The organism is Inquilinus ginsengisoli (assembly GCF_031453975.1).
In the GTDB taxonomy this organism is placed as follows: domain Bacteria; phylum Pseudomonadota; class Alphaproteobacteria; order DSM-16000; family Inquilinaceae; genus Inquilinus; species Inquilinus ginsengisoli_A.
Map to the genome: position 1 here is coordinate 13538 of NZ_JAVDPW010000006.1, position 18634 is coordinate 32171.

The 18634-nt window shown below is 69.2% G+C and carries 19 protein-coding genes; 8 read left to right on the forward strand and 11 right to left on the reverse strand.

The window, feature by feature from the left end; genetic code table 11:
- Positions 1-81 precede the first annotated feature (81 nt).
- The gene (locus E9232_RS17150; protein WP_309795758.1) at positions 82-972 is read left to right on the forward strand and encodes a hypothetical protein; all 891 of its coding nucleotides are present in this window, start codon (positions 82-84) and stop codon (positions 970-972) included.
- Between the two features lie 20 nt (positions 973-992).
- On the forward strand, positions 993-1901 hold the full coding sequence (locus tag E9232_RS17155) for a hypothetical protein (protein ID WP_309795759.1): 909 nt from the start codon (positions 993-995) through the stop codon (positions 1899-1901).
- Between the two features lie 3 nt (positions 1902-1904).
- Here the strand turns inward: E9232_RS17155 and E9232_RS17160 are convergent, their stop codons facing one another.
- Both E9232_RS17160 and E9232_RS17165 read right to left on the reverse strand, forming a co-directional pair.
- The gene (locus tag E9232_RS17160; protein ID WP_309795760.1) at positions 1905-2915 is read right to left on the reverse strand and encodes a mitochondrial fission ELM1 family protein; all 1011 of its coding nucleotides are present in this window, start codon (positions 2913-2915) and stop codon (positions 1905-1907) included.
- 16 nt (positions 2916-2931) lie between these two features.
- Positions 2932-3660 (reverse strand): hypothetical protein, encoded by a 729-nt coding sequence (locus E9232_RS17165; RefSeq protein WP_309795762.1) that lies wholly within the window; start codon positions 3658-3660, stop codon positions 2932-2934.
- Between the two features lie 222 nt (positions 3661-3882).
- Between E9232_RS17165 and thrS the strand changes: the two genes are divergently transcribed.
- From thrS to mak, 3 genes are all read left to right on the forward strand, one after another.
- The gene (thrS, locus tag E9232_RS17170) at positions 3883-5889 is read left to right on the forward strand and encodes a threonine--tRNA ligase (RefSeq protein ID WP_309795763.1); all 2007 of its coding nucleotides are present in this window, start codon (positions 3883-3885) and stop codon (positions 5887-5889) included.
- Positions 5890-5929: 40 nt separating this feature from the next.
- Positions 5930-6418: a translation initiation factor IF-3 gene (infC, locus tag E9232_RS17175; RefSeq protein WP_309795766.1), complete on the forward strand. Its 489-nt coding sequence runs from the start codon at positions 5930-5932 to the stop codon at positions 6416-6418.
- Positions 6419-6526: 108 nt separating this feature from the next.
- The gene (mak, locus tag E9232_RS17180) at positions 6527-7432 is read left to right on the forward strand and encodes a fructokinase (protein ID WP_309795768.1); all 906 of its coding nucleotides are present in this window, start codon (positions 6527-6529) and stop codon (positions 7430-7432) included.
- Positions 7433-7453: 21 nt separating this feature from the next.
- Here the strand turns inward: mak and E9232_RS17185 are convergent, their stop codons facing one another.
- The gene (locus tag E9232_RS17185; RefSeq protein WP_309795770.1) at positions 7454-7912 is read right to left on the reverse strand and encodes a Rid family hydrolase; all 459 of its coding nucleotides are present in this window, start codon (positions 7910-7912) and stop codon (positions 7454-7456) included.
- Positions 7913-8023: 111 nt separating this feature from the next.
- Positions 8024-9619: a GMC family oxidoreductase gene (locus E9232_RS17190; RefSeq protein ID WP_309795772.1), complete on the reverse strand. Its 1596-nt coding sequence runs from the start codon at positions 9617-9619 to the stop codon at positions 8024-8026.
- Positions 9620-9841: 222 nt separating this feature from the next.
- Here E9232_RS17190 and E9232_RS17195 point away from each other — a divergent pair, with 222 nt between their 5' ends.
- Complete coding sequence (locus E9232_RS17195) at positions 9842-10618, forward strand: adenylate/guanylate cyclase domain-containing protein (RefSeq protein WP_309795773.1); 777 nt, start codon at positions 9842-9844, stop codon at positions 10616-10618.
- Between the two features lie 38 nt (positions 10619-10656).
- Here E9232_RS17195 and E9232_RS17200 read toward each other — a convergent pair whose 3' ends face one another.
- Entirely contained in the window at positions 10657-11346 is a 690-nt protein-coding gene (locus E9232_RS17200) for an RraA family protein (protein WP_309795775.1), read from the reverse strand.
- Positions 11347-11439: 93 nt separating this feature from the next.
- Here E9232_RS17200 and E9232_RS17205 point away from each other — a divergent pair, with 93 nt between their 5' ends.
- Entirely contained in the window at positions 11440-12495 is a 1056-nt protein-coding gene (locus tag E9232_RS17205) for an Ldh family oxidoreductase (protein ID WP_309795777.1), read from the forward strand.
- Between the two features lie 3 nt (positions 12496-12498).
- Here E9232_RS17205 and E9232_RS17210 read toward each other — a convergent pair whose 3' ends face one another.
- The 3 genes from E9232_RS17210 to E9232_RS17220 form a co-directional block, all read right to left on the reverse strand.
- A complete protein-coding gene (locus E9232_RS17210; protein WP_309795779.1) occupies positions 12499-12828 on the reverse strand; it encodes a hypothetical protein in 330 nt (109 codons plus the stop codon).
- Between the two features lie 158 nt (positions 12829-12986).
- A complete protein-coding gene (locus E9232_RS17215; RefSeq protein WP_309795780.1) occupies positions 12987-13262 on the reverse strand; it encodes an HU family DNA-binding protein in 276 nt (91 codons plus the stop codon).
- Between the two features lie 151 nt (positions 13263-13413).
- Complete coding sequence (locus tag E9232_RS17220) at positions 13414-14613, reverse strand: GSCFA domain-containing protein (protein ID WP_309795782.1); 1200 nt, start codon at positions 14611-14613, stop codon at positions 13414-13416.
- A gap of 236 nt (positions 14614-14849) precedes the next feature.
- Between E9232_RS17220 and E9232_RS17225 the strand changes: the two genes are divergently transcribed.
- Positions 14850-15671, forward strand: a complete 822-nt coding sequence (locus E9232_RS17225) for an SDR family NAD(P)-dependent oxidoreductase (protein ID WP_309795784.1) — start codon at positions 14850-14852, stop codon at positions 15669-15671.
- 64 nt (positions 15672-15735) lie between these two features.
- Here E9232_RS17225 and E9232_RS17230 read toward each other — a convergent pair whose 3' ends face one another.
- From E9232_RS17230 to E9232_RS17240, 3 genes are all read right to left on the reverse strand, one after another.
- The gene (locus tag E9232_RS17230; RefSeq protein WP_309795787.1) at positions 15736-16530 is read right to left on the reverse strand and encodes an ABC transporter ATP-binding protein; all 795 of its coding nucleotides are present in this window, start codon (positions 16528-16530) and stop codon (positions 15736-15738) included.
- Position 16531: 1 nt separating this feature from the next.
- Positions 16532-17452, reverse strand: a complete 921-nt coding sequence (locus E9232_RS17235) for an ABC transporter permease (protein ID WP_309795789.1) — start codon at positions 17450-17452, stop codon at positions 16532-16534.
- Between the two features lie 218 nt (positions 17453-17670).
- Positions 17671-18552, reverse strand: coding sequence for an ABC transporter substrate-binding protein (locus E9232_RS17240; RefSeq protein ID WP_309795791.1), 882 nt, complete (start codon positions 18550-18552; stop codon positions 17671-17673).
- Positions 18553-18634: the final 82 nt, after the last annotated feature.

Here is an 18634-nt window from a genome sequence, read left to right on the forward strand (position 1 = left end):
CATCGCCAGGCTTGCCGAAGGCCCGGACGGGCTGATACCGGGATCGTGGGCAGGATTTCTGCTTGAACTGCGGTGACCGGCGTGCCCTCTCGCTTCTTCGTCTATCTGCCGCAAGGCGACCGCAAGCCCTGGCGCGAATGCATCGCCGCCTGCGAGCGCCTGGGGCCGACCGCGACGGAGCTGCCGGAGCGGTTCGGGCCCGACGACGTGCTGCTGACCTGGTCGCCATTCCGCCTGTCGAAGCGCTGGGCCGCCCATCGCGACGTGCGGGCGGCGGGCGGGCGGGCGATCATCCTGGAGAATGGCTGGCTCTCGCCGCCCGGCCGTCCCCGCCACTTCCAGTTCGCGCTCGACGGCTGGAACGGCACCGGCCGCTTCCCCGATGGTGGGCCTGGCCGCTGGGCCGGCTGGGGCGTGGCGCTGCAGGATTGGCGGCGCGACGGCCGGCATGTGCTGGTGCTGGGCCAGAAGGCGCAATCGATCAGCGACCCCAGGCGCATGCCGGCCGGCTGGGCCCAGAGCCTGCGCCTCGACACCGCCCGGCCGGTGCTGCGCCGGATGCCGAGCGCGGCGCGCCCGCTCGCCGAGGATCTGCGTGGCGCCTGGTGCACCGTGACCTGGACCAGCACCGCCGCGATCCAGGGCCTGATCGCCGGGATCCCAGCCTTCCATTGCGGCCCGAACACGCTGGTCCCCGAACTGTCGAAGGCCGGTCTCGGCGTCGACGCACCGATCACCCCCGACCGCCTGCCGGTGTTCGAGCGTATCGCCTGGTGCCAGTGGAGCGCGGCCGAGATCGCGACTGGCGAGCCCTTGGCGCGGCTGCTGGACATGCCGCATGACGGCGCCCCGGTGCGGCTGGAGGCGCCGCCGGCCTCCCCCTCGCGCTACACCTTGCTCGGCCGGATGCGGGACCTGGCCTTGCGCCTGCCGGGCGACCATCCGGTCCGCCGCCGGCTGGGCATGTCATGACGGCGCGGGGGGAAAGCGCCATGCGCATCTTCATCGTGCTCGGCGATCCGCCGACGCCGGGCCAGAAGAACGTCAAGCCTTACGACGAGGTCGCGGCCGGGGCGCGCCGGCTCGGCCCGGTCACGATCGGCATGCCGGACGCCGATGCGGGGCCTGACGACGTGCTGGTCTGCTGGTCGCCCTTCCTGGGCACGGACCGGCTGGACGCGCTGCGCGCCATCAAGGCGGCCGGCGGCCGCGCCATCGTGATGGAGAATGGCTGGCTGTCGCCGATCGGCCCCCGCCGCTTCTTTCAGATCGCGCTCGACGGCTGGAACGGGGAGGGGCGGTACCCGCAAGGCGGGTCGGAACGCTGGCGTGGCTGGAACGTGCCGCTGCTGGACTGGAACCGGAACGGCCGCCATGTCCTGGTCATCGGCCAGAAGCTGAAGGGCGCGGACCAGGACGCACGGCGGATGCCGGAGGGCTGGGACCACAGCCTGACGCTGCCGACCCGGCGGCCGGTGGTCCGGCGCACGCGCAAGACCACGGCGCCGCTCGACGACCAGCTGCGCGACGCCTGGTGCACCGTGACCTGGAGCAGCACCGCGGCGGTCAAGGGGCTGATCGCCGGGGTGCCGGCCTTCTATTGCGGGCCGAGCCTGATCTGCCACGAGCTGTGCCGGCGCGGCACCGATGTCGACCACCCGGCCTATCCCGACCGCGAGCCGGTGTTCGAGCGCCTTGCCTGGTGCCAATGGACGCCGGAGGAGATCGCCACCGGTGAGCCCTTCGCCCGGCTGCTCGCCCTGCCGCACGACCGGGTGCCGCAGGCGATCGCCGAACCTTTCACGCTGCCTGCGGCGGTGACGCCCCGTGGCCGGCTGCGCGAGCGCCTGGATCGGATGCGCCAGCGCTGGCGCCGTCGCCTGGGCCGCTGGACCGGCTGAGCCTCAGCGCCGCAGCCGGGCGGCGAGCCGGTCGTGGATGATCCCGGCGATGCGGCCGGCCTCGTCCAGCGGCGTGTAGGCGTAGGGCTCGATGGTTCCGGTGAAGGGCTGGGTCAGTCCCAGCGTCCCCTGCATTTCGCGGTGGAAGCGGTGGAATTTCTCGAGATAGGTCCCGGGCTTCTCGTCGAGCGGGATCGAGTACACCGGCTTGCCGGTCGACGCCGCCTCGCAGGTCATGGTGATCGAATCCACCGTCACCAGCACCGCGTCGGCGATCGCCAGATACTGGAAGTATGGGTTCTCGCTCACCCGGTCCCAGACGAAGGCCGAGGCGGGGTCCAGCCGCTGCTGCAGCTTCGGCAGGACCGAGGGGTCGGAGCGGCGCGAGGTCGTGACCAGCAGGCTCCAGCCGGCCTCCTGCAGGGCCCGGAGCTGGCCGATGATGGTGTCGATGCGCGCCAGTGAAAAGGCGTAGCCGGGATTGGGGCCGCCGATGATCACCGCTGCCCGCCGCCCAGGCAGCGCGCCGAAGCGCTGCTCCGCCGCCGCGCGGTGGCTTGCCACCAGCGCCGCGTCGACCCGGTGTGGCGCCCCGACCATCGGCAGGATGTTGTCGCGGCCGTCGAATTCCGGCCGCCAGTCGTGCCGGCCGACGAAGCACAGGTCGAACCGGTCGAAGCCGGCGGTCGGGATCTGCAGATGCACCGTGAAGATGGTGCCGCCCGAGCGGCGCGACGCCGCCAGCACCGCCGGCTCGGCCTGCCGCCCGCAGGAGATCGCGAGGTCGGGCCAGGGCGGCCGGATGCGGTTGAGATGGACGTTGCGGATATGGGTCCAGCGCCGGTTCAGGCGGCGGGCCAGCCCGGTCTTCGCCGGGTCGGGACGATGGACCAGTCGGGTCTCGGCCGCGACGCCCAGCTTCTCGGCCACGCCGCGGCACTGGGCGATGGTGCCAGCCTTGCTCTCGCTGACGATCCAGCAGCGGATCGCGGGGTCGCCGGCCGTTCCGGTCATCGCTGTCGGGGCATGGTCAACCCCAGTGTTCGGCGATCCAGGGGGTGGGGCGGACATGCTTCGACCAGCGCCCCGGCCAATGGCCGCTGATCGCGTATTCCGGCTTGGGGTCGCCGTGGAACACCACGATGCGGGCACCTTCCGGGCAGCGCGGGGTCATGAACCAGTTGAACAGGCCCAGCGGTCCGCCGGGCATGCAGTGCTTCTTGAAGCTCTTGCACCAGTCGTCCGGCCACCAGGTCAGCTCGCCGATATGGTCCGAGACATAGGTCTGGGAGTTGTTGTAGCGAGCGAAGATCTGCCGGTGGTTGGCCAGGAGGTTGTCCAGCACGTCCTGGTGCGCGCCGATGTCGAAGCGGTAGACCGAGGTGTTGCCGACGCGGCGATGCGGATGGGTCCAGTTGTGGATCACGCAGAACCGGCCGGGATGGTCGAAGAACGGGTCCAGGCTGTCGACGATGACGATGTCGAGGTCGAGGAACAGGGTCGGGCCCTGGAGGTCGCCGAGCGGGCCGAACAGCGTGACCTTGCGCCACGGCAGGTTGCGGTGCGGCTCTGGCACCTGCAGCACCGGCATGGGCATGTGCTCGATCCCGGGCGCGAGGCCGGAGGGGTCGTCGGTGAGGCAGACGAAGCGGTGCGGCCGCGCCAGGTTCCGGCTGACCATGGCGTGCAGCCGGTTGACGTATTCCGGCCCGTACTTCGGACCCCACTTCGCGCAGATGACGTTGACCATCAGGAGCATTTTCCGTTCGCTTGCACGTCGGGTTAGCATGTTGGTCCCGGTCGGCTCAAGCGACGTGCCGCCGCGCCCGGCCGCCCAGCCTTCTCCGCATGGCTGGCGGCCCGTCTCCCGACCGGGCTATTCCATGCCTGCCGGGCCTGTCCGAGGCCGCGGCGGCTTGACAGGCCTGCCCTGCTCCTTACAGTGCCTCGCCCTCTCCAGATGCAAAACGTGGATAGACTCATGGCCGAGCCCGCCGGCATCGCCATCACACTGCCCGACGGTGCGGTTCGTCGCTTCGACCGCCCGGTCTCGGGCGCCGACATCGCCGCCGACATCTCCAAGAGCCTGGCCAAGGCCGCGCTCGCCATGACCGTCGACGGCAAGCTGTCGGACCTGGCCACCGTGCTGGACCGCGACGCCAAGGTCGGCATCGTCACCCGCAGCTCGCCCGAGGCGCTGGAGCTGATCCGCCACGACGCCGCGCATGTGATGGCCGAGGCGGTGCAGGAGCTGTATCCCGGCACCCAGGTCACCATCGGCCCGTCGATCGAGAACGGCTTCTACTACGACTTCGCCCGCGACGAGCCGTTCACGCCCGACGACCTGGTGAAGATCGAGGCCAAGATGCGCCAGATCATCGGCCGCAACGCCGCCTTCACCCGCGAGGTCTGGGACCGCACCGCGGCGATCGAGTTCTTCAAGGCCAAGGGCGAGAAGTACAAGGCCGAGATCATCGAGGACCTGCCGGAGAGCGAGCCGATCTCGGTCTACCGCCAGGGCGACTGGCTCGACCTCTGCCGCGGCCCGCACATGCCCACGACCGGTGGCGTCGGCCAGGGCTTCAAGTTGATGAAGGTGGCCGGCGCCTATTGGCGCGGCGACCACCGCAACGCCGTGCTGCAGCGGATCTACGGCACTGCCTGGCGCGACCAGAAGGAGCTCGACGCCCATCTCCACCAGCTGGAGGAGGCGGAGCGCCGCGACCACCGCAAGCTGGGCCGCGAGATGGACCTGTTCCATCTGCAGGAGGAGGCGGCCGGCAGCGTGTTCTGGCATCCGAAGGGCTGGACCCTGTACCGGACGCTGGAGAACTACATCCGGGAGAAGCTGGCCCGGGCCGACTATGTCGAGGTGAAGACGCCGCAGCTGGTCGATTCCAGCCTGTTCAAGGCGTCCGGCCATTGGGACATGTATGGCGACAACATGTTCAAGGTGGCGATCGGCCAGAAGGAAGACGGCTCTCCGGAGCGACTGGCCGGCATCAAGCCGATGAACTGCCCCTGCCATGTGCAGATCTTCAAGCAGGGCATCGTCAGCTACCGCGACCTGCCGATCCGGATGGCGGAGTTCGGCAGCTGCCACCGCAACGAGCCCTCGGGCGCGCTGCACGGGTTGATGCGGGTGCGGGCCTTCACCCAGGACGACGCCCACATCTTCTGCACCGAGGAGCAGTCGGTGTCGGAATCGGCGCGCTACATCGCCCTGCAGTACGAGGTCTATCGCGACCTCGGCTTCCCCGATGTGGCGGTGAAGCTGGCCCTGCGCCCCGATGTGCGGGCCGGGTCGGACCAGCAGTGGGACGTCGCCGAACAGGCGCTGCGCGACGCGCTGGTTTCGGCCGGGCTGGAATTCGACGAGCTGCCGGGCGAGGGCGCCTTCTACGGCCCGAAGATCGAGTTCCACCTGACCGACGCCATCGGCCGGACCTGGCAGTGCGGCACGCTGCAGTTCGATTCCGTGCTGCCGGAGCGGCTGGACGCCAACTATGTCGGCGAGGATGGGGCCAAGCACCGGCCGGTGATGCTGCACCGCGCTATCCTGGGGTCGCTGGAGCGCTTCATCGCCATCCTGATCGAGAACTACGCCGGCAAGCTGCCGCTGTGGCTGGCGCCGGTCCAGGCGGTGGTCACCACCATCACCAGCGAGGCCGATTCCTACGCCGCCGAAGTGCATGCCGCGCTGGCGGAGGCGGGGATCCGCGCGGAAATCGACCTGCGCAACGAGAAGATCAACTACAAGGTCCGCGAGCACAGCCTGAAGAAAGTGCCGCTGATGCTGGTGGTTGGCAAACGCGAGGCGGAAAACCGCAGCGTGGCGCTGCGTCGTCTGGGCGGGGACGCGCAGGAAGTCCTTGCCCTGGACGAAGCCGTTCGTAAACTTGTGGAAGAAGCGCGATCCCCGTTGACATCCGAAAGGGGGAGGGTGCAGACGAGGTCGCAGCAATTGACGGAGGCCATCCATAGCTAGACCACCACAGAATGCCCTGCCGACCCGCGACGGGCCCAGGGTGAACCGCGAGATCGATTCAGCACAAGTGCGGCTGGTCGGTGCGGAAGGCGAGATGATCGGTGTCGTGCCGCTGCGCGAAGCCCTTTGGGCTGCCGAGCAGGCAGGGCTCGATCTCGTCGAAATTTCGCCGAACGCCGAGCCGCCGGTCTGCAAGATTCTCGATTACGGCAAGTTCAAATTCGAAGCGCAGAAGAAGAAGAACGAAGCCCGGAAGCGGCAAAAGGTCATCGATGTCAAGGAGATCAAGCTCCGACCGAACATCGACGACAACGACTATGACGTGAAGATGCGCAGCGCGCGACGCTTCCTCGAGGAGGGCGACAAGGTCAAGGTGACCATGCGCTTCCGCGGGCGCGAGTTGGCGCACCAGGAGATCGGCATGAACGTGCTGGTCAAGGTGCGCGACGAGCTGCAGGAGCTTTCCAAGGTCGAGCAGATGCCGAAGATGGAAGGCCGTCAGATGATCATGGTGCTCGCGGCGAAATAGCCGCGGGCGCGCATGGTGCCAAAACGGCCCCGCAGGCGTCCCGAGAGGGAGCGGGGCCATTTTCGTGACTTGTCACGGTCGTGACGTGACGGATGGGCGGAGGCGAGGATGCGGATCGGCGTCGATCTCGGAGGCACGAAGATCGAGGCGATCGCCTTGGACGATGCCGGGGCGGAGCTGCACCGCCAGCGCATCCCGACGCCGCGCCACTATGACGGCACGGTCCAGGCGATCAAGCAACTGGTCGAGGGGGTCGAGGTCACCGTGGGCGAGCGCGGCACGGTCGGCGTCGGCATGCCCGGCGTGATGTCGCCGCAGACCGGCCTGGTCAAGAACGCCAATTCGACCTGGCTGATCGGCAAGCCCTTCGACAAGGACCTCACCGCCGCCCTCGGCCGCGAGGTGCGCTGCGAGAACGACGCCAACTGCCTGGCCGTGTCGGAGGCGACCGACGGCGCCGCGGCGGGGCAGGGGATGGTGTTCGCCGTGATCATCGGCACTGGCACCGGCGCCGGCATCGCGGTCGGCGGGCGCGCCCATCGCGGCGGCAACGGCCTGGGCGGCGAATGGGGCCACAACCAGCTGCCCTGGGCGACGCCCGAGGAGCTGCCGGGGCCGGATTGCTACTGCGGCAAGCAAGGCTGCCTGGAAACCTGGATCTCCGGCACCGGCTTCGGCAAGGATCACATCCGCGTCACCGGCCAGGAGATCTCGACCCATGAGGTGGTGTCGCGGGCCGAGGCCGGCGACCCCGCGGCCTCGGCCACGCTGGAGCGCTACATCAGCCGGCTGACCCGCGGCCTCGCCCATGTGGTCAACCTGCTCGACCCCGACGCCATCGTGCTCGGCGGCGGCATGTCGAACGTCATGCGGCTCTATGACGAGCTGCCGAAGCGCCTGCCGCCGATCGTGTTCGGCCGCGAATGCGCCACCCCGATCCTGCGCGCCAAGCACGGCGACAGCAGCGGCGTCCGCGGCGCCGCCTGGCTGTGGCGGCCCGGCGAAGCCGGCTGACCGTTACCGGCCGCCCAGCGGCTACAGCGGCGCGAAGGCTGTGGCCTTGATCTCGACCAGCCCGCCCTCGGGGTTCAGCTCGGCGACCGCCAGCTCCACGGCGGCCGGGTAGGGCGCGGCAAAGAACTCGTCCCGCACCGCCGCGATCGCCGCCAGCTGCCCGGCCTTGTCCAGCGCCAGCCGGTCGCTGCCGAAGACATGGAACATCTGCAGCTCGACCACATCCGCCAACGTGGCGTCACAGGCGGCCAGCAGGCGCTCGATCTGCCGGAACACCCGGCGCAGTTCCTCCTGGAACCCCGCCTTGTCCATCGGCTGCAACTGCGTGTTGCAGGCCACCACGCCCGATAGATGGACGGTGTCGCCCGCCCGGCGCGCCGGCGCGTAGTGGAACTGGTCAACATCCGCCTGCAGCTCGGCAGGGATCGCCACCATGCCGGTGCGCGTCGCGACGCTGCGGATCTCCGCCTCGATGTCCATCGTCCGTCCGTATTCTTTAATCTTCGATACAGAAATAACTGTCAGGTCTGGATCGGACCGTCAACGATTTCTGGAAAGAAGACTACAGAATGACGGAGATGGCTGCCCGGCTCACAGGCCGTGGTCGATCTTCAGCATCTCCGCGACGCGCTCGCCGATGACGACGCAGGGGGCCATGGTGTTGCCGGTGGTCACCCGCGGCAGGATCGACGCGTCGGCGATGCGCAGCCGGTCGATGCCGTAGACCCGGAGCCGGTGGTCCACCACCGACAGGGTGTCACGGCCCATCGCCGCCGTGCAGCTCTGGTGCGAGTGGCTGACCGTGGCGTTGCGCATGAATTGCTCGAGGCCGGCGCCATCGACCGGGCCCGTCAGCAGCTCGCGCTTGGCGAAGGGCCGCAGCGCCGCCGAATTGCCGATGTCCCGGCAGAACTCGACACAGGTCTTGAGCGTCCTGCGGTCGGCCGGATCGCCAAGGAAGTTCACGTCGATCTCGATCGGGTCGCGCGGATCGGCCCCGGTCAGCCGCAGCCGGCCACGGCTGGCGGGGCGCAGCACCGCCGTGGTCAGCGACCAGGCGTGCGGCGGCAGCCCGTCCGGCGCAACGTCTGGGCTGGCATAGGGTCGCTCGACCATGAAGGTCTGCAGGTCCGGCGTGTGGAGGGCCGCATCGCTCTTCCAGATCGCGGTGGCCTCGCCCAGGTTGTTGCGGCCTTCGACCGGCTCCCGCGCCTCCCAGACGCAGGGCGCCATGAAATGGTCCTGCAGGTTGCGGCCGACGCCGGGCAGGTGCTGGAGGACGGGAATGCCGAACCGTGCCAGCTCCGCCTCGTCGCCGATCCCCGACTGCATCAGCAGCTTCGGGGTGTGGATCGCGCCCAGCGACAGCACGACCTCGCGCGTGGCCTCGATGCGGTGCAGCCCGTCCTCGCGCAGCACCTCCACGCCGGTCACGGCGCGGCCGGCGAAGGTCAGGCGGGTGACCAGCGCGCCGGTCAGCACCGTCAGGTTGGGACGGTCCCGGTAAGGATGGACATAGGCCCGGTAGACCGATTGGCGTCGCCCGTCGCGGATGCAGACATTGCTGATGGCAGCGCCGCCATCCCCTTCCATCATCACGCCGTTCAGGTCGTCGAAGGTCGGCACGCCGGCCGCCGCGAAGGCCTCGAGCATGGCGCCGGCGAGCGGGTGGGGATCGGGCGCCGGCTGGACGAAGAGCGCGCCGCCGGTGCTGCGGCGGTCGGGGTCGGGCGCACCGTGCCAATCCTCGATGCGCCGGTAGATCTGGAGAACCGACTGGTAGCTCCAGCCGTCATCGCCGGCCTCGGCGGCGAAATGGTCCCAGTCGTGCCGGTGGCCGCGCGCCCAGGTCATGACATTGATGCTGGAGCCGCCGCCCAGGACCTTGCCCATGGCCATCGGGATCGATCGCCCGTTCAGCTGCGGGTTGGGCGTGGCCCGGAACAGCCAGTTCTGCTCGCTGTGGCGCAGCAGCGGCCAGGACCGGGCGTCCATGACGCTGGGCACGTCGTCGCTGCCGCCGGCCTCCAGCAGCAGGACGCTGGCTGCGGGATTCTCGGCCAGCCGGCGCGCCACCACCGATCCGGACGAGCCTGACCCGCAGACGATGAAGTCGTAGCGGGGCTTCGGCGAGGTGGTCGGCGCCGGTCGATCGGCAGGTGCGGGGGCGGCGAGGTCGTCGGACACGGCGCTTCCTTTCGCAGGGCGATATCGGTCGCCGTGACGTCGGCACGGCATCGACAGTCTCCCGAGCCGAGCCTACCGAAGCGTGTCCACGATTCCGAAAAGAGGTTACGGCCGTCACGCTGGCTGCGACATAGGACTGTGTTCACTGGATGTTCTGGCTGGGCTCGCGATCTCGGCGCCGCTGACGTATGATCCCGCCCTGGAATCGCTTCGAGGTCGACGATGCCCCCGCCGGAACGCCGCCTGACCGCCATTTTCTGTGCCGATGTGGTCGGCTATTCCCGACTGGTTGGGCAGGACGAAACCGGCACGCTGGCGCGGCTGGACCAGGCCCGCGCCATCCTGCAGACGGCAATCGCCGCGCAGGGCGGCCGCGTCTTCAACCTGGCGGGCGACGGCCTGCTGGCCGAATTCCCCAGCGCGCTGGGCGCGGTGCAGGCGGCGATCGCGGCGCAAGACAGCCTCGGCGTCTGGGCCGCGGACCAGCCCGAGGGCCAGCGGATGCGGCTGCGCATCGGCGTCAATCTCGGCGACGTCGTGGTCAGCGGCGCCGACCTGCTTGGCGACGGGGTCAATGTCGCGGCGCGGCTGCAGGAGGTGGCGCTGCCCGGCGGCATCTGTCTGTCCGGCGCGGTCCACGACCAGGTGCGCGGCCGGATCGAGACCGGGTTCGCCGACCTCGGCCCCCGGCCGATGAAGAACATCGCCGAGCCGGTGCGGGTCTACGCGCTGCGCATGGGGGCGGACGCGCACCGGGTGGAGTCGGTGACGCCGCAGGTCGCGCCGGTGGTGGCGGATGACGGATCGCTGTTCGGGCATTTCCGGCGCCGGCTGATCGGCGGCGTGATGCTGCTCGCGCTGCTGCTGGTCATCAACCTGATGACGGATCCGCGTGACCTCTGGGTGCGCTGGGTGGCGCTGGGGCTGGCCATCATGCTGGTCATGCCGATGGTGCGCCGCCTGCTCTCGGGCCGGCCGCTGGGCGCCCGCAGCAAGTAGCGGCTGCTGCCGGCGCCCGAACCGAGGTCCCGGCCAGCTCAGTCGACCGAGCGGACGCGGTCGGAGTCCAGGATGCGCCGGGCGAAATCCGACATGGTCAGGCCGCCGCGGACGGCGGCATCCAGCGCCGCTTCCTTCTCGCGGATCACGACCAGTCGCTCGACCACCGCGGCCAGGCGCTCGCGCGGGATCACCACCACCCCGTCGAGATCGCCGACCAGGACGTCGCCTGACGCGACCGACACGCCGCCGACCACGATCGGCAGCCCGGCCGCGCCCGGCCCTTGCCGCGCCGGCGAATTCGGGGTGACGCCGGCCGCGAACACCGGCAACCCGACCTGGCGCAGCCCGATCTGGTCCCGCACCAGCCCGTCGGTGACCAGCGCCACGACGCCTTTGTTGCGGGCCATGCCGGCCATCAGGTCGCCGACCACCGCGGTGCCTTCATAGGCGTTGGTGGCGCAGACCAGGACGTCGCCCGGCCCGGCGATGTCGAGCGCCGCGAACAGCGCGAGATTGTCGGCGGGGCCGCAATCGCAGGTCACCGCGACCCCGACGAACCCGGCCAGGGCAGGGTCGATCGGCTTGATCCGGTGATGCAGCGCGCCGGAGCCGTCCATGCCGTCGACGACGAAGCCGGTCTGGACGCCCCGCAGGGCATCGACCAGGGCCGGGTCCGGCCGGGCGAAGCGGCGCCGGATCGTCAGCAGCGGCGGATCGTCGATCATGGTGCGCGTCCTTCTTTCGGCGGCGGCGTCATCGTCCCGGCGAAACGCTATACTGCCGGCCAAAGACAGCGCAACAGCGAGGGGGAGGACGTCATGCGGCAGATCGGCGCCGGGGCTTTGACCGCCATCGTCGACCGGATCTTCGCGGCCGGGGGCTGCGCTGCCGACGAGGCCGGCCGCATCGCCCGCCACCTGGTCGACAGCAACCTATGCGGCCATGATTCCCATGGCGTGGTGCGCACCCGGCGCTACATCGACTTCCTGCGTGCCGGCAAGGTCCACCCCGGCCGCACCGCCGAGCTGGTGTTCGACGGCGGCAGCCTGCTGGTGATCGATGGGCAGTTCGGCTTCGGCCAGACCATCGGCGAACAGGCGATCGACCTGCTGGCCGAGCGTGCCAAGGCGCATGGCATCGCCCTGGCCACCATCCGCCGGTCCGGCCATCTCGGCCGGCTGGGGGAGTGGGCGGAGCGGCTGGCGGGCCACGGCCTGGTCTCGCTGCATTTCCTGAACACCACCGGCCTCGGGCTGATGGTGACGCCGTTCGGCGGCACCGACCGGCGACTGTCACCCAGCCCGATGGCGATCTGCGTGCCGGTGGAGGGCCGCGACCCGATCCTGCTCGACATCACCACCGCCATGACCGCCGAGGGCAAGCTGCTGGTGGCGAAGAACAAGGGCGAGGCGGTCGCGCCGGGCATCATCGTCGACAAGGCCGGGCAGCCGACCACCGATCCCGCCGATTTCTACGCCGGCGGCGCGATCCTGCCGTTCGGCGGGCATCGCGGCGCCGGCCTCAATATCCTCACCGACATCCTCTCCGGCGCGCTGTCGGGCGGCGGCTGCACCGCGCCCGGCGTCACGGTGCTGGAGAACACCATGACCAGCATCGCCATCGACGTGGCGCGGCTGCCCGACCGCGCGGCCTATACGGCGGAGATCCTGCGCTTCTGCGGCTGGGTGAAGGCATCGCCGCCGGCCGATCCAGCGGCGCCGGTGCTGCTGCCGGGGGAGGTCGAGGCCGCAACCCGTCGGCGCCGCCGGGCCGAGGGGATCCCGATCGACGACGCGACCTGGGGCGACATCCTCGCCGCCGCTGAAGCCGTCGGCCTGCCGGGCGCCGAAATCGAGGCCATGGTTTCGGTCTGAAGGCTAATCACACTGCATCAACTGGACGAGCGGTTCTCCGAACGGCGATTTCGATTGCTGGGCGAGATACGCGTAGCGTCCGGGCCACATATCGTTTGCGAACCCGCCGTCTTCCATCAGGCGTTGCTGGACCTCGGATTTCCAGAAGTGAAAGCACCGCCTGGGCGGGATGCGCTCGATGACCTCCTGGAAGACATTCGTGACCCAGAGATGCACGCCCTCCGGGTTGTCCCGGAGGAGCTGCTTCATCTGCTCCAAGGGCAGCATGTCACCGATCCGACCCGGTTGCGCGAGACCCAGTTCGCGGCACACCTCCTCGATCGTCTGGCGCATGGTCACCCCAGCTGTCGTCGTCCAGCTGCCGGCCGCGAACCTTGCTGAACAGCTTCAGGAGGTCGGGCACCTCCAGGCCGCGGCGCCGGTCGCCGGCAGGTAGCGCCCGGTGAACCGGCAGGCGGACGCAGCATGCCCGCCTGCCTGCCGGTCAGTCCTCAGCCGTTGAGCTTTTCACGAGCGGCCTTGGCCGGAACGAAGACGAGCTTCCGGGCCGTGGCGATCGTGATCGTCTCGCCGGTCGCCGGGTTGCGGCCTTCGCGTTCGGCGGTGTCCTTCACCTTGAACTTGCCGAAGCCGGAGACCGAAACCTCATCCCCCTTCGCCGCGGCGTCGAGGACGCCGCTGAAGACGCTCTCGACGATCCGCTTTGCCTGCACCCGCGACAGATCGTTGTCGGCCGCAATCCGGTCTACCAGGTTCGAGATGCTCATGAGATCCTCCGCCCAAATTGCCATCGGTTCGAGGCATCCTCCGTAGGGCGTCAGGCACCGCTTGGCAACCGGCCTTCGATCCGGCCGCCGCGGACACCGGGCCGGCCCAGCCCCCGTGGAGGAGGGAGCCCGGCCTCCGGGGCAGGTCCGATCAGGTCCGAAGTTCGCTGAACGACGCCGATGGTCGCGACGGTATCCGGTCCGCGGCACGGATTCTCGCCGTCTCCGCCATCCGGCGCGCCTCCCGCCGCTCCTGCCGCCGCGCCTCGCGGATCTGTTCGCGCTCCAGCTCCCGCCGGGCAAGCCGCGCCGCCTTGCGCTCCTCCGGCGTCTCGGCTGTCCGCACCACGACCGAATCATGCCCGAGCCGGCCGATCCGCTCGTCGAGGCGCCGGGCGGCGCGGAACGACTCCGCCAGCTCCTCGTCGCCCAGGGCGGTCTGGCAGTAATAGCGCTCGAACACCTTCATGTTGAAGTCCAGCACATGGCTGTAGACGTGCCGCCGGTCGTCCCGCCACTGGTGGTTGAAGCAGTGCATGACGATGTCGTAGCTGGGGAAGTAGAACAGCCTGTCGTCGCCGGGCGCGTTGCGGCGGTGGAACTCGTCGACCGCCGCCCGCAGGATCGCCTTGGACACGGCGTTGGCCGAGATGCAGCTATGGGGCCGGAACGTCGCGGTCAGCGGGATCGGCGAGACCGTGAACAGCACCGCCGCGTCCGGGCGGAAGCGCCGGATCAGGTCGTAGATCGCCTGCAGATTCGCGAGGTTCTCGGCATGGGTCGAGACCCGGAACCGGTGCCGCGCCGGATCGTACTTGTCCTTCGGCACCGCGCGCCAGAACACCTCGCCGGTCGGTTCGTCGTACCACACCTCGGACAGGCCGAGGGTGATGATGAACAGCTCCGCCGCATCGAACAGCGCCTTGGTCCGCAGCCGGACCGTCTCGTCATAGCCGAATTCCGCGGCGTCGTAGCCGTGCCACAGTTCGCCCTGCGGGGTCGCGCCGAGCCAGGCCCATTCGAACTGCTGGCGGATGGCGAAGGTGTTCACCATGCCGTCGCCCATCTTCGAGACATAGGCCACGTCGTCGCGCCGGGTCAGCACGTTGAAGCCGGCCTTGTCCAGGTACTTGCTGATGTTGTCGGCGAAGCACGACCCGAACGCCACGATCCGCGTGCCCTCGGTCACGAACCGCTCCTGCGGCATCCAGCCCTTGGCCAGGTATTCGGCAATGCTGGTGTTGCGTTTCAGCGACTTGTCGCTGGGATAGAAATTCGTCGTCTCGCCGCGAAAGAAGGTTGCACTGACTTTTCGCTTAATTCCGTCTTGTTCAACCGCGATGGATGTCATTCCGACAGTCCCCTTTCCTCGCTTCCGGATCTCACCTCAAGGGCAATTACTGCGGTTTCAGGGTAGCCTGCTGCGCTGCAGCATGGCCAGACATAAAATCCCATGATCTGCCGCTCCGCTTCACTTCACTTGGTTCGTTGGGATCATCGTCCGGTCGTGCGGTCGCAGGCGGGTTGACGGTCGCCGCGATCCGGGGTCGACTTGCGCGCATCACGGGCCGTTCTCGGGGAACGCAGATGAGCCTTCAGGATCAGGTCGCGGTGGTTACGGGAGCGGGACGGGGGATCGGGCGCGAGACGGCCCTCCACCTGGCCCGGGCCGGGGCGACGCTCGCCGTCCTCGCCCGCACGGAAGCGGAGATCGAGGAGACCGCTGGGCTGGTCGCGGGGGCGGGCGGCGTGGCCCGCGCCTACCCGGTCGATCTGGTCGACCTCGCCGCGGTCGAGACGGTGTTTTCGGCGATCGGGACCGACCTCGGCCCGGTCGACCTGCTGGTCAACAACCACGGCTCGTTCCGCGCCATCGGCCCGGTCTGGGAGGTGGATCCGGGCGAATGGTGGGGCGACGTCGAGACCAATCTTCGCGGCACCTTCCACACCGCCCGTGCCGTCGCGCCGGGCATGATCCGCCGCGGCCGGGGCCGGATCGTCAACCTGGTCGGCGGCGGCACCGGCGTGTCGTTCCCGAACGGCTCGGGCTACGCGTCGAGCAAGGCCGCGATCATGCGGTTCACGGAATGCCTGAACGACACGCTGAAGGCGGCCGGCCCGCTCGCCTTCGCCGTCGATCCCGGCCTCGTCCGCACCGCCATGACCGAATTCCAGCTCGAGAGTGCGAGCGGCAAGGCCCACCTGCCGAACATCGCGGACCTGTTCGACCGCGGCGTCGACATCCCGCCGACCCGCGCCGCGACGTTGATCACCGCGATCGCGGCCGGCCGCTTCGACCGGCTGGCGGGCCGGATGCTGCGCGGCGTGGAGGATCTGGACGAGCTGGAGCGGGCGATCCCCGCCATCGTCGAACACGATCTGCGCGCGCTTCGATTGACGGGGCTTTAGGGCGTCTTCCGAGCAGGTTGGGTTCGCCGGCGGCCGAACCCAACCTACGCACCGGCAGACCGTGTCACCCCAGCAGCAGGCTGTCGTCGTCCAGCTGCCCGCCACGGACCTTGCTGAACAGCTTCAGGAGGTCGGGCACCTCCAGGCCGCGGCGCTGGTCGCCGGCGACGTCGAACGCCACCTGGCCTTCATGCAGCATCACCGTGCGGGTGCCGTAGTCCAGCGCGTGGCGCATCGAATGGGTCACCATCAGCGCCGTCAGCTTCTGATCCTCGACGATCTTGCGGGTCAGCTGCAGCACGAAATCGGCGGTGCGTGGGTCCAGCGCCGCGGTGTGCTCATCCAGCAGCAGGATCTTCATGCCGGTTAGCGTTGCCATCAGCAGGCTGACCGCCTGGCGCTGGCCGCCGGACAAGAGGCCCATGGAATCGCCCAGCCGGTTCTCCAGCCCCAGGCCCAGCACCGCCAGCTTCTCGCGGAACACGCCGCGCCGCGGGCCGTCGATCGAGGGGGCGAGGCCGCGGGACCGGCCGCGGGCATAGGCCAGCGCCATGTTCTCCTCGATCGACAGCGCCTCACAGGTGCCGGCCATCGGGTCCTGGAACACTCGGGCGACCAGGCCGGCGCGCTTCGGGCACGGCCAGCGGGTGACGTCGATGCCGTCGATCTCGACCCGGCCGCGCTCGGGGCTGGCGTCGCCGCTCAGCACATTCAGCAGGGTCGACTTGCCGGCGCCGTTCGAGCCGATGACGGTGACAAACTCGCCGACCGGGATGGTCAAGTCGAGGCCGCGCAGGGCCCGGTTCTCCAGCGGCGTGCCCCGGCCGTAGGTGACGTGGACGTCCTGAACCGCGATCATCTCAGGCGCTCCGCCGGAACAGGGACTTCAACGGGTTGCGCATGCCGGGCAGCATCAGGGCGATGCCGACCAGCAGCGCCGTCACCAGGTTGAGGTCGGAGGATTGCAGCCCGAGCCAGCTGGTGTTCAACGCCAGGGCGATCACGATGCGGTAGATCACGGCGCCCAGCACACAGGCGGCCAGCATCACCACGATCCTGCGGGTGCGGATCATGGTCTCACCGAGGATCACGGCGGCCAGGCCGACCACGATGGTGCCGGTGCCGACGGTGACGTCGGCGAAGCCGGCGGTCTGGGCGAACAGGGCCCCGGCCAGGGCCACCAGCGCGTTCGACAGCGCCATGCCGACGTAGATGTGCAGCTTGGTCGAGATGCCCTGCGCCCGCGCCATCCGCGAATTGGCCCCGGTGGCCCGCATGGCCAGCCCGAACTCCGAGGTCAGGAAGCGGCCGAGGAGGAGGGTGACGATCAGCACGATGACGGCCAGCACCACCACCTTCAGCGACGCCCTGCCGGGCAGGCCGAGGCTTTCCAGGGTGGGCGTCAGCCAGCTGAACAGGTTGATCACCGTGTCCTGGTTGATCAGCGCCACGTTCGGCTTGCCCATGATCCGCAGGTTGATCGAGAACAGCGAGATCATCGTCAGGATGCTGGCGAGCAGGTGCAGAATGCCGAAGCGGACATTGAGCCAGGCGGTGACCAGCCCGGCCAGCGCGCCGGCGGCGACCCCGACCAGGGTGGCGAGCACCGGGTCGACCCCGGCGACGATCAGGGTGGCGGAGGTGGCGGCACCGAGCGGGAAGCTGCCGTCGACGGTGAGGTCGGGGAAGTTCAGGACCCGGAAGGACAGGAACACGCCGAGGGCGACGAGGGCATAGATCAGCCCGATCTCGATCGCGCCGAGGAAGGCGAACAGACTCATCAATACATCCTGCGGAACGGCCGGGCAGGGCCGCGGAAACGAAAGGGCCCCAATAGATATCCCTCTCCCGAAATGAGGGCTCTCCTCGTCATCCCCGCGAAAGCGGGGATCTTGTCACCGAACGATCGGCAAGAGATTCCCGCTTTCGCGGGAATGACAACCGAGGGCACGGAGAGGATCGCGAGAAGACCTCGCGGCGGGAGAGGGGCTCGGGACGCTTAGTTGATCACCTTCTTGGCGCGGCTCAGCACCGCCGCCGGAACCGTGACGCCCATCGCCGACGCCGACTTGGTGTTGACGAACAGGTCGGTGCCGGTGGCGTTCTTGACCGCGATGTCGCCCGGCTTCTCGCCCTTCAGCACCCGGACGATGACCGCGCCGGTCTGGCGGCCGATCTCGAAATAGTCGAAGCCGACCGAGGCGATGGCGCCGCGCACGACGCTGTCGGTGTCGCCGGAGAAGACCGGGATCTTGTTGTCGATGCCGACCTGGATCACCGCCTCGAGCGCCGAGACGATGGTGTTGTCGGTGGGCACGTAGATCACGTCGACCTTGCCGACCAGGCTCTGCGCCGCGGCCTGGACGTCGGCCGACTTCGAGGCCGGGGCCTCGACGATCTCGACCTTCCACTCCGGCGCCATTTCCTGCAGCGCCGCCAGCAGGGCCGCGCCGTTGGCCTCGCCCGGATTGAAGGGCACGCCGATCTTCTTGACGGTCGGCACGATCTCCTTGATCAGGTTCAGGTGATCGGCCAGCGGCGACAGGTCGGAGATACCGGTGACGTTGCCGCCGGGATGCTCGAGATTCTTGATCAGCTGGGCGCCCAGCGGGTCGGTCACGGCGGTGAACACCACCGGGATGTCCTGGGTCGCGGCGACCACGGCCTGGGCCGAGGGGGTGGCGATCGGCACGATCACGGTCGGGTTCTCACCGACGTATTTCTGGGCGATCTGGGCGGCGGTGGCCGGGTTGCCCTGGGCCGATTCGGACTGGAAGACGAGATTGTCGCCATCCTTGTAGCCGGCCTCCTCCAGCGCCTTCTTGATGCCGTCGCGGGCGGCATCCAGGGCCGGGTGCTCGACGATCTGGGTCACGGCCACGGTCACCTTGTCCGCAGCAAAGGTCACCGAGGACAGAAGCGTCAGCGCAACCCCCGCTGCGAGCGCAAAACGACTGATGTGC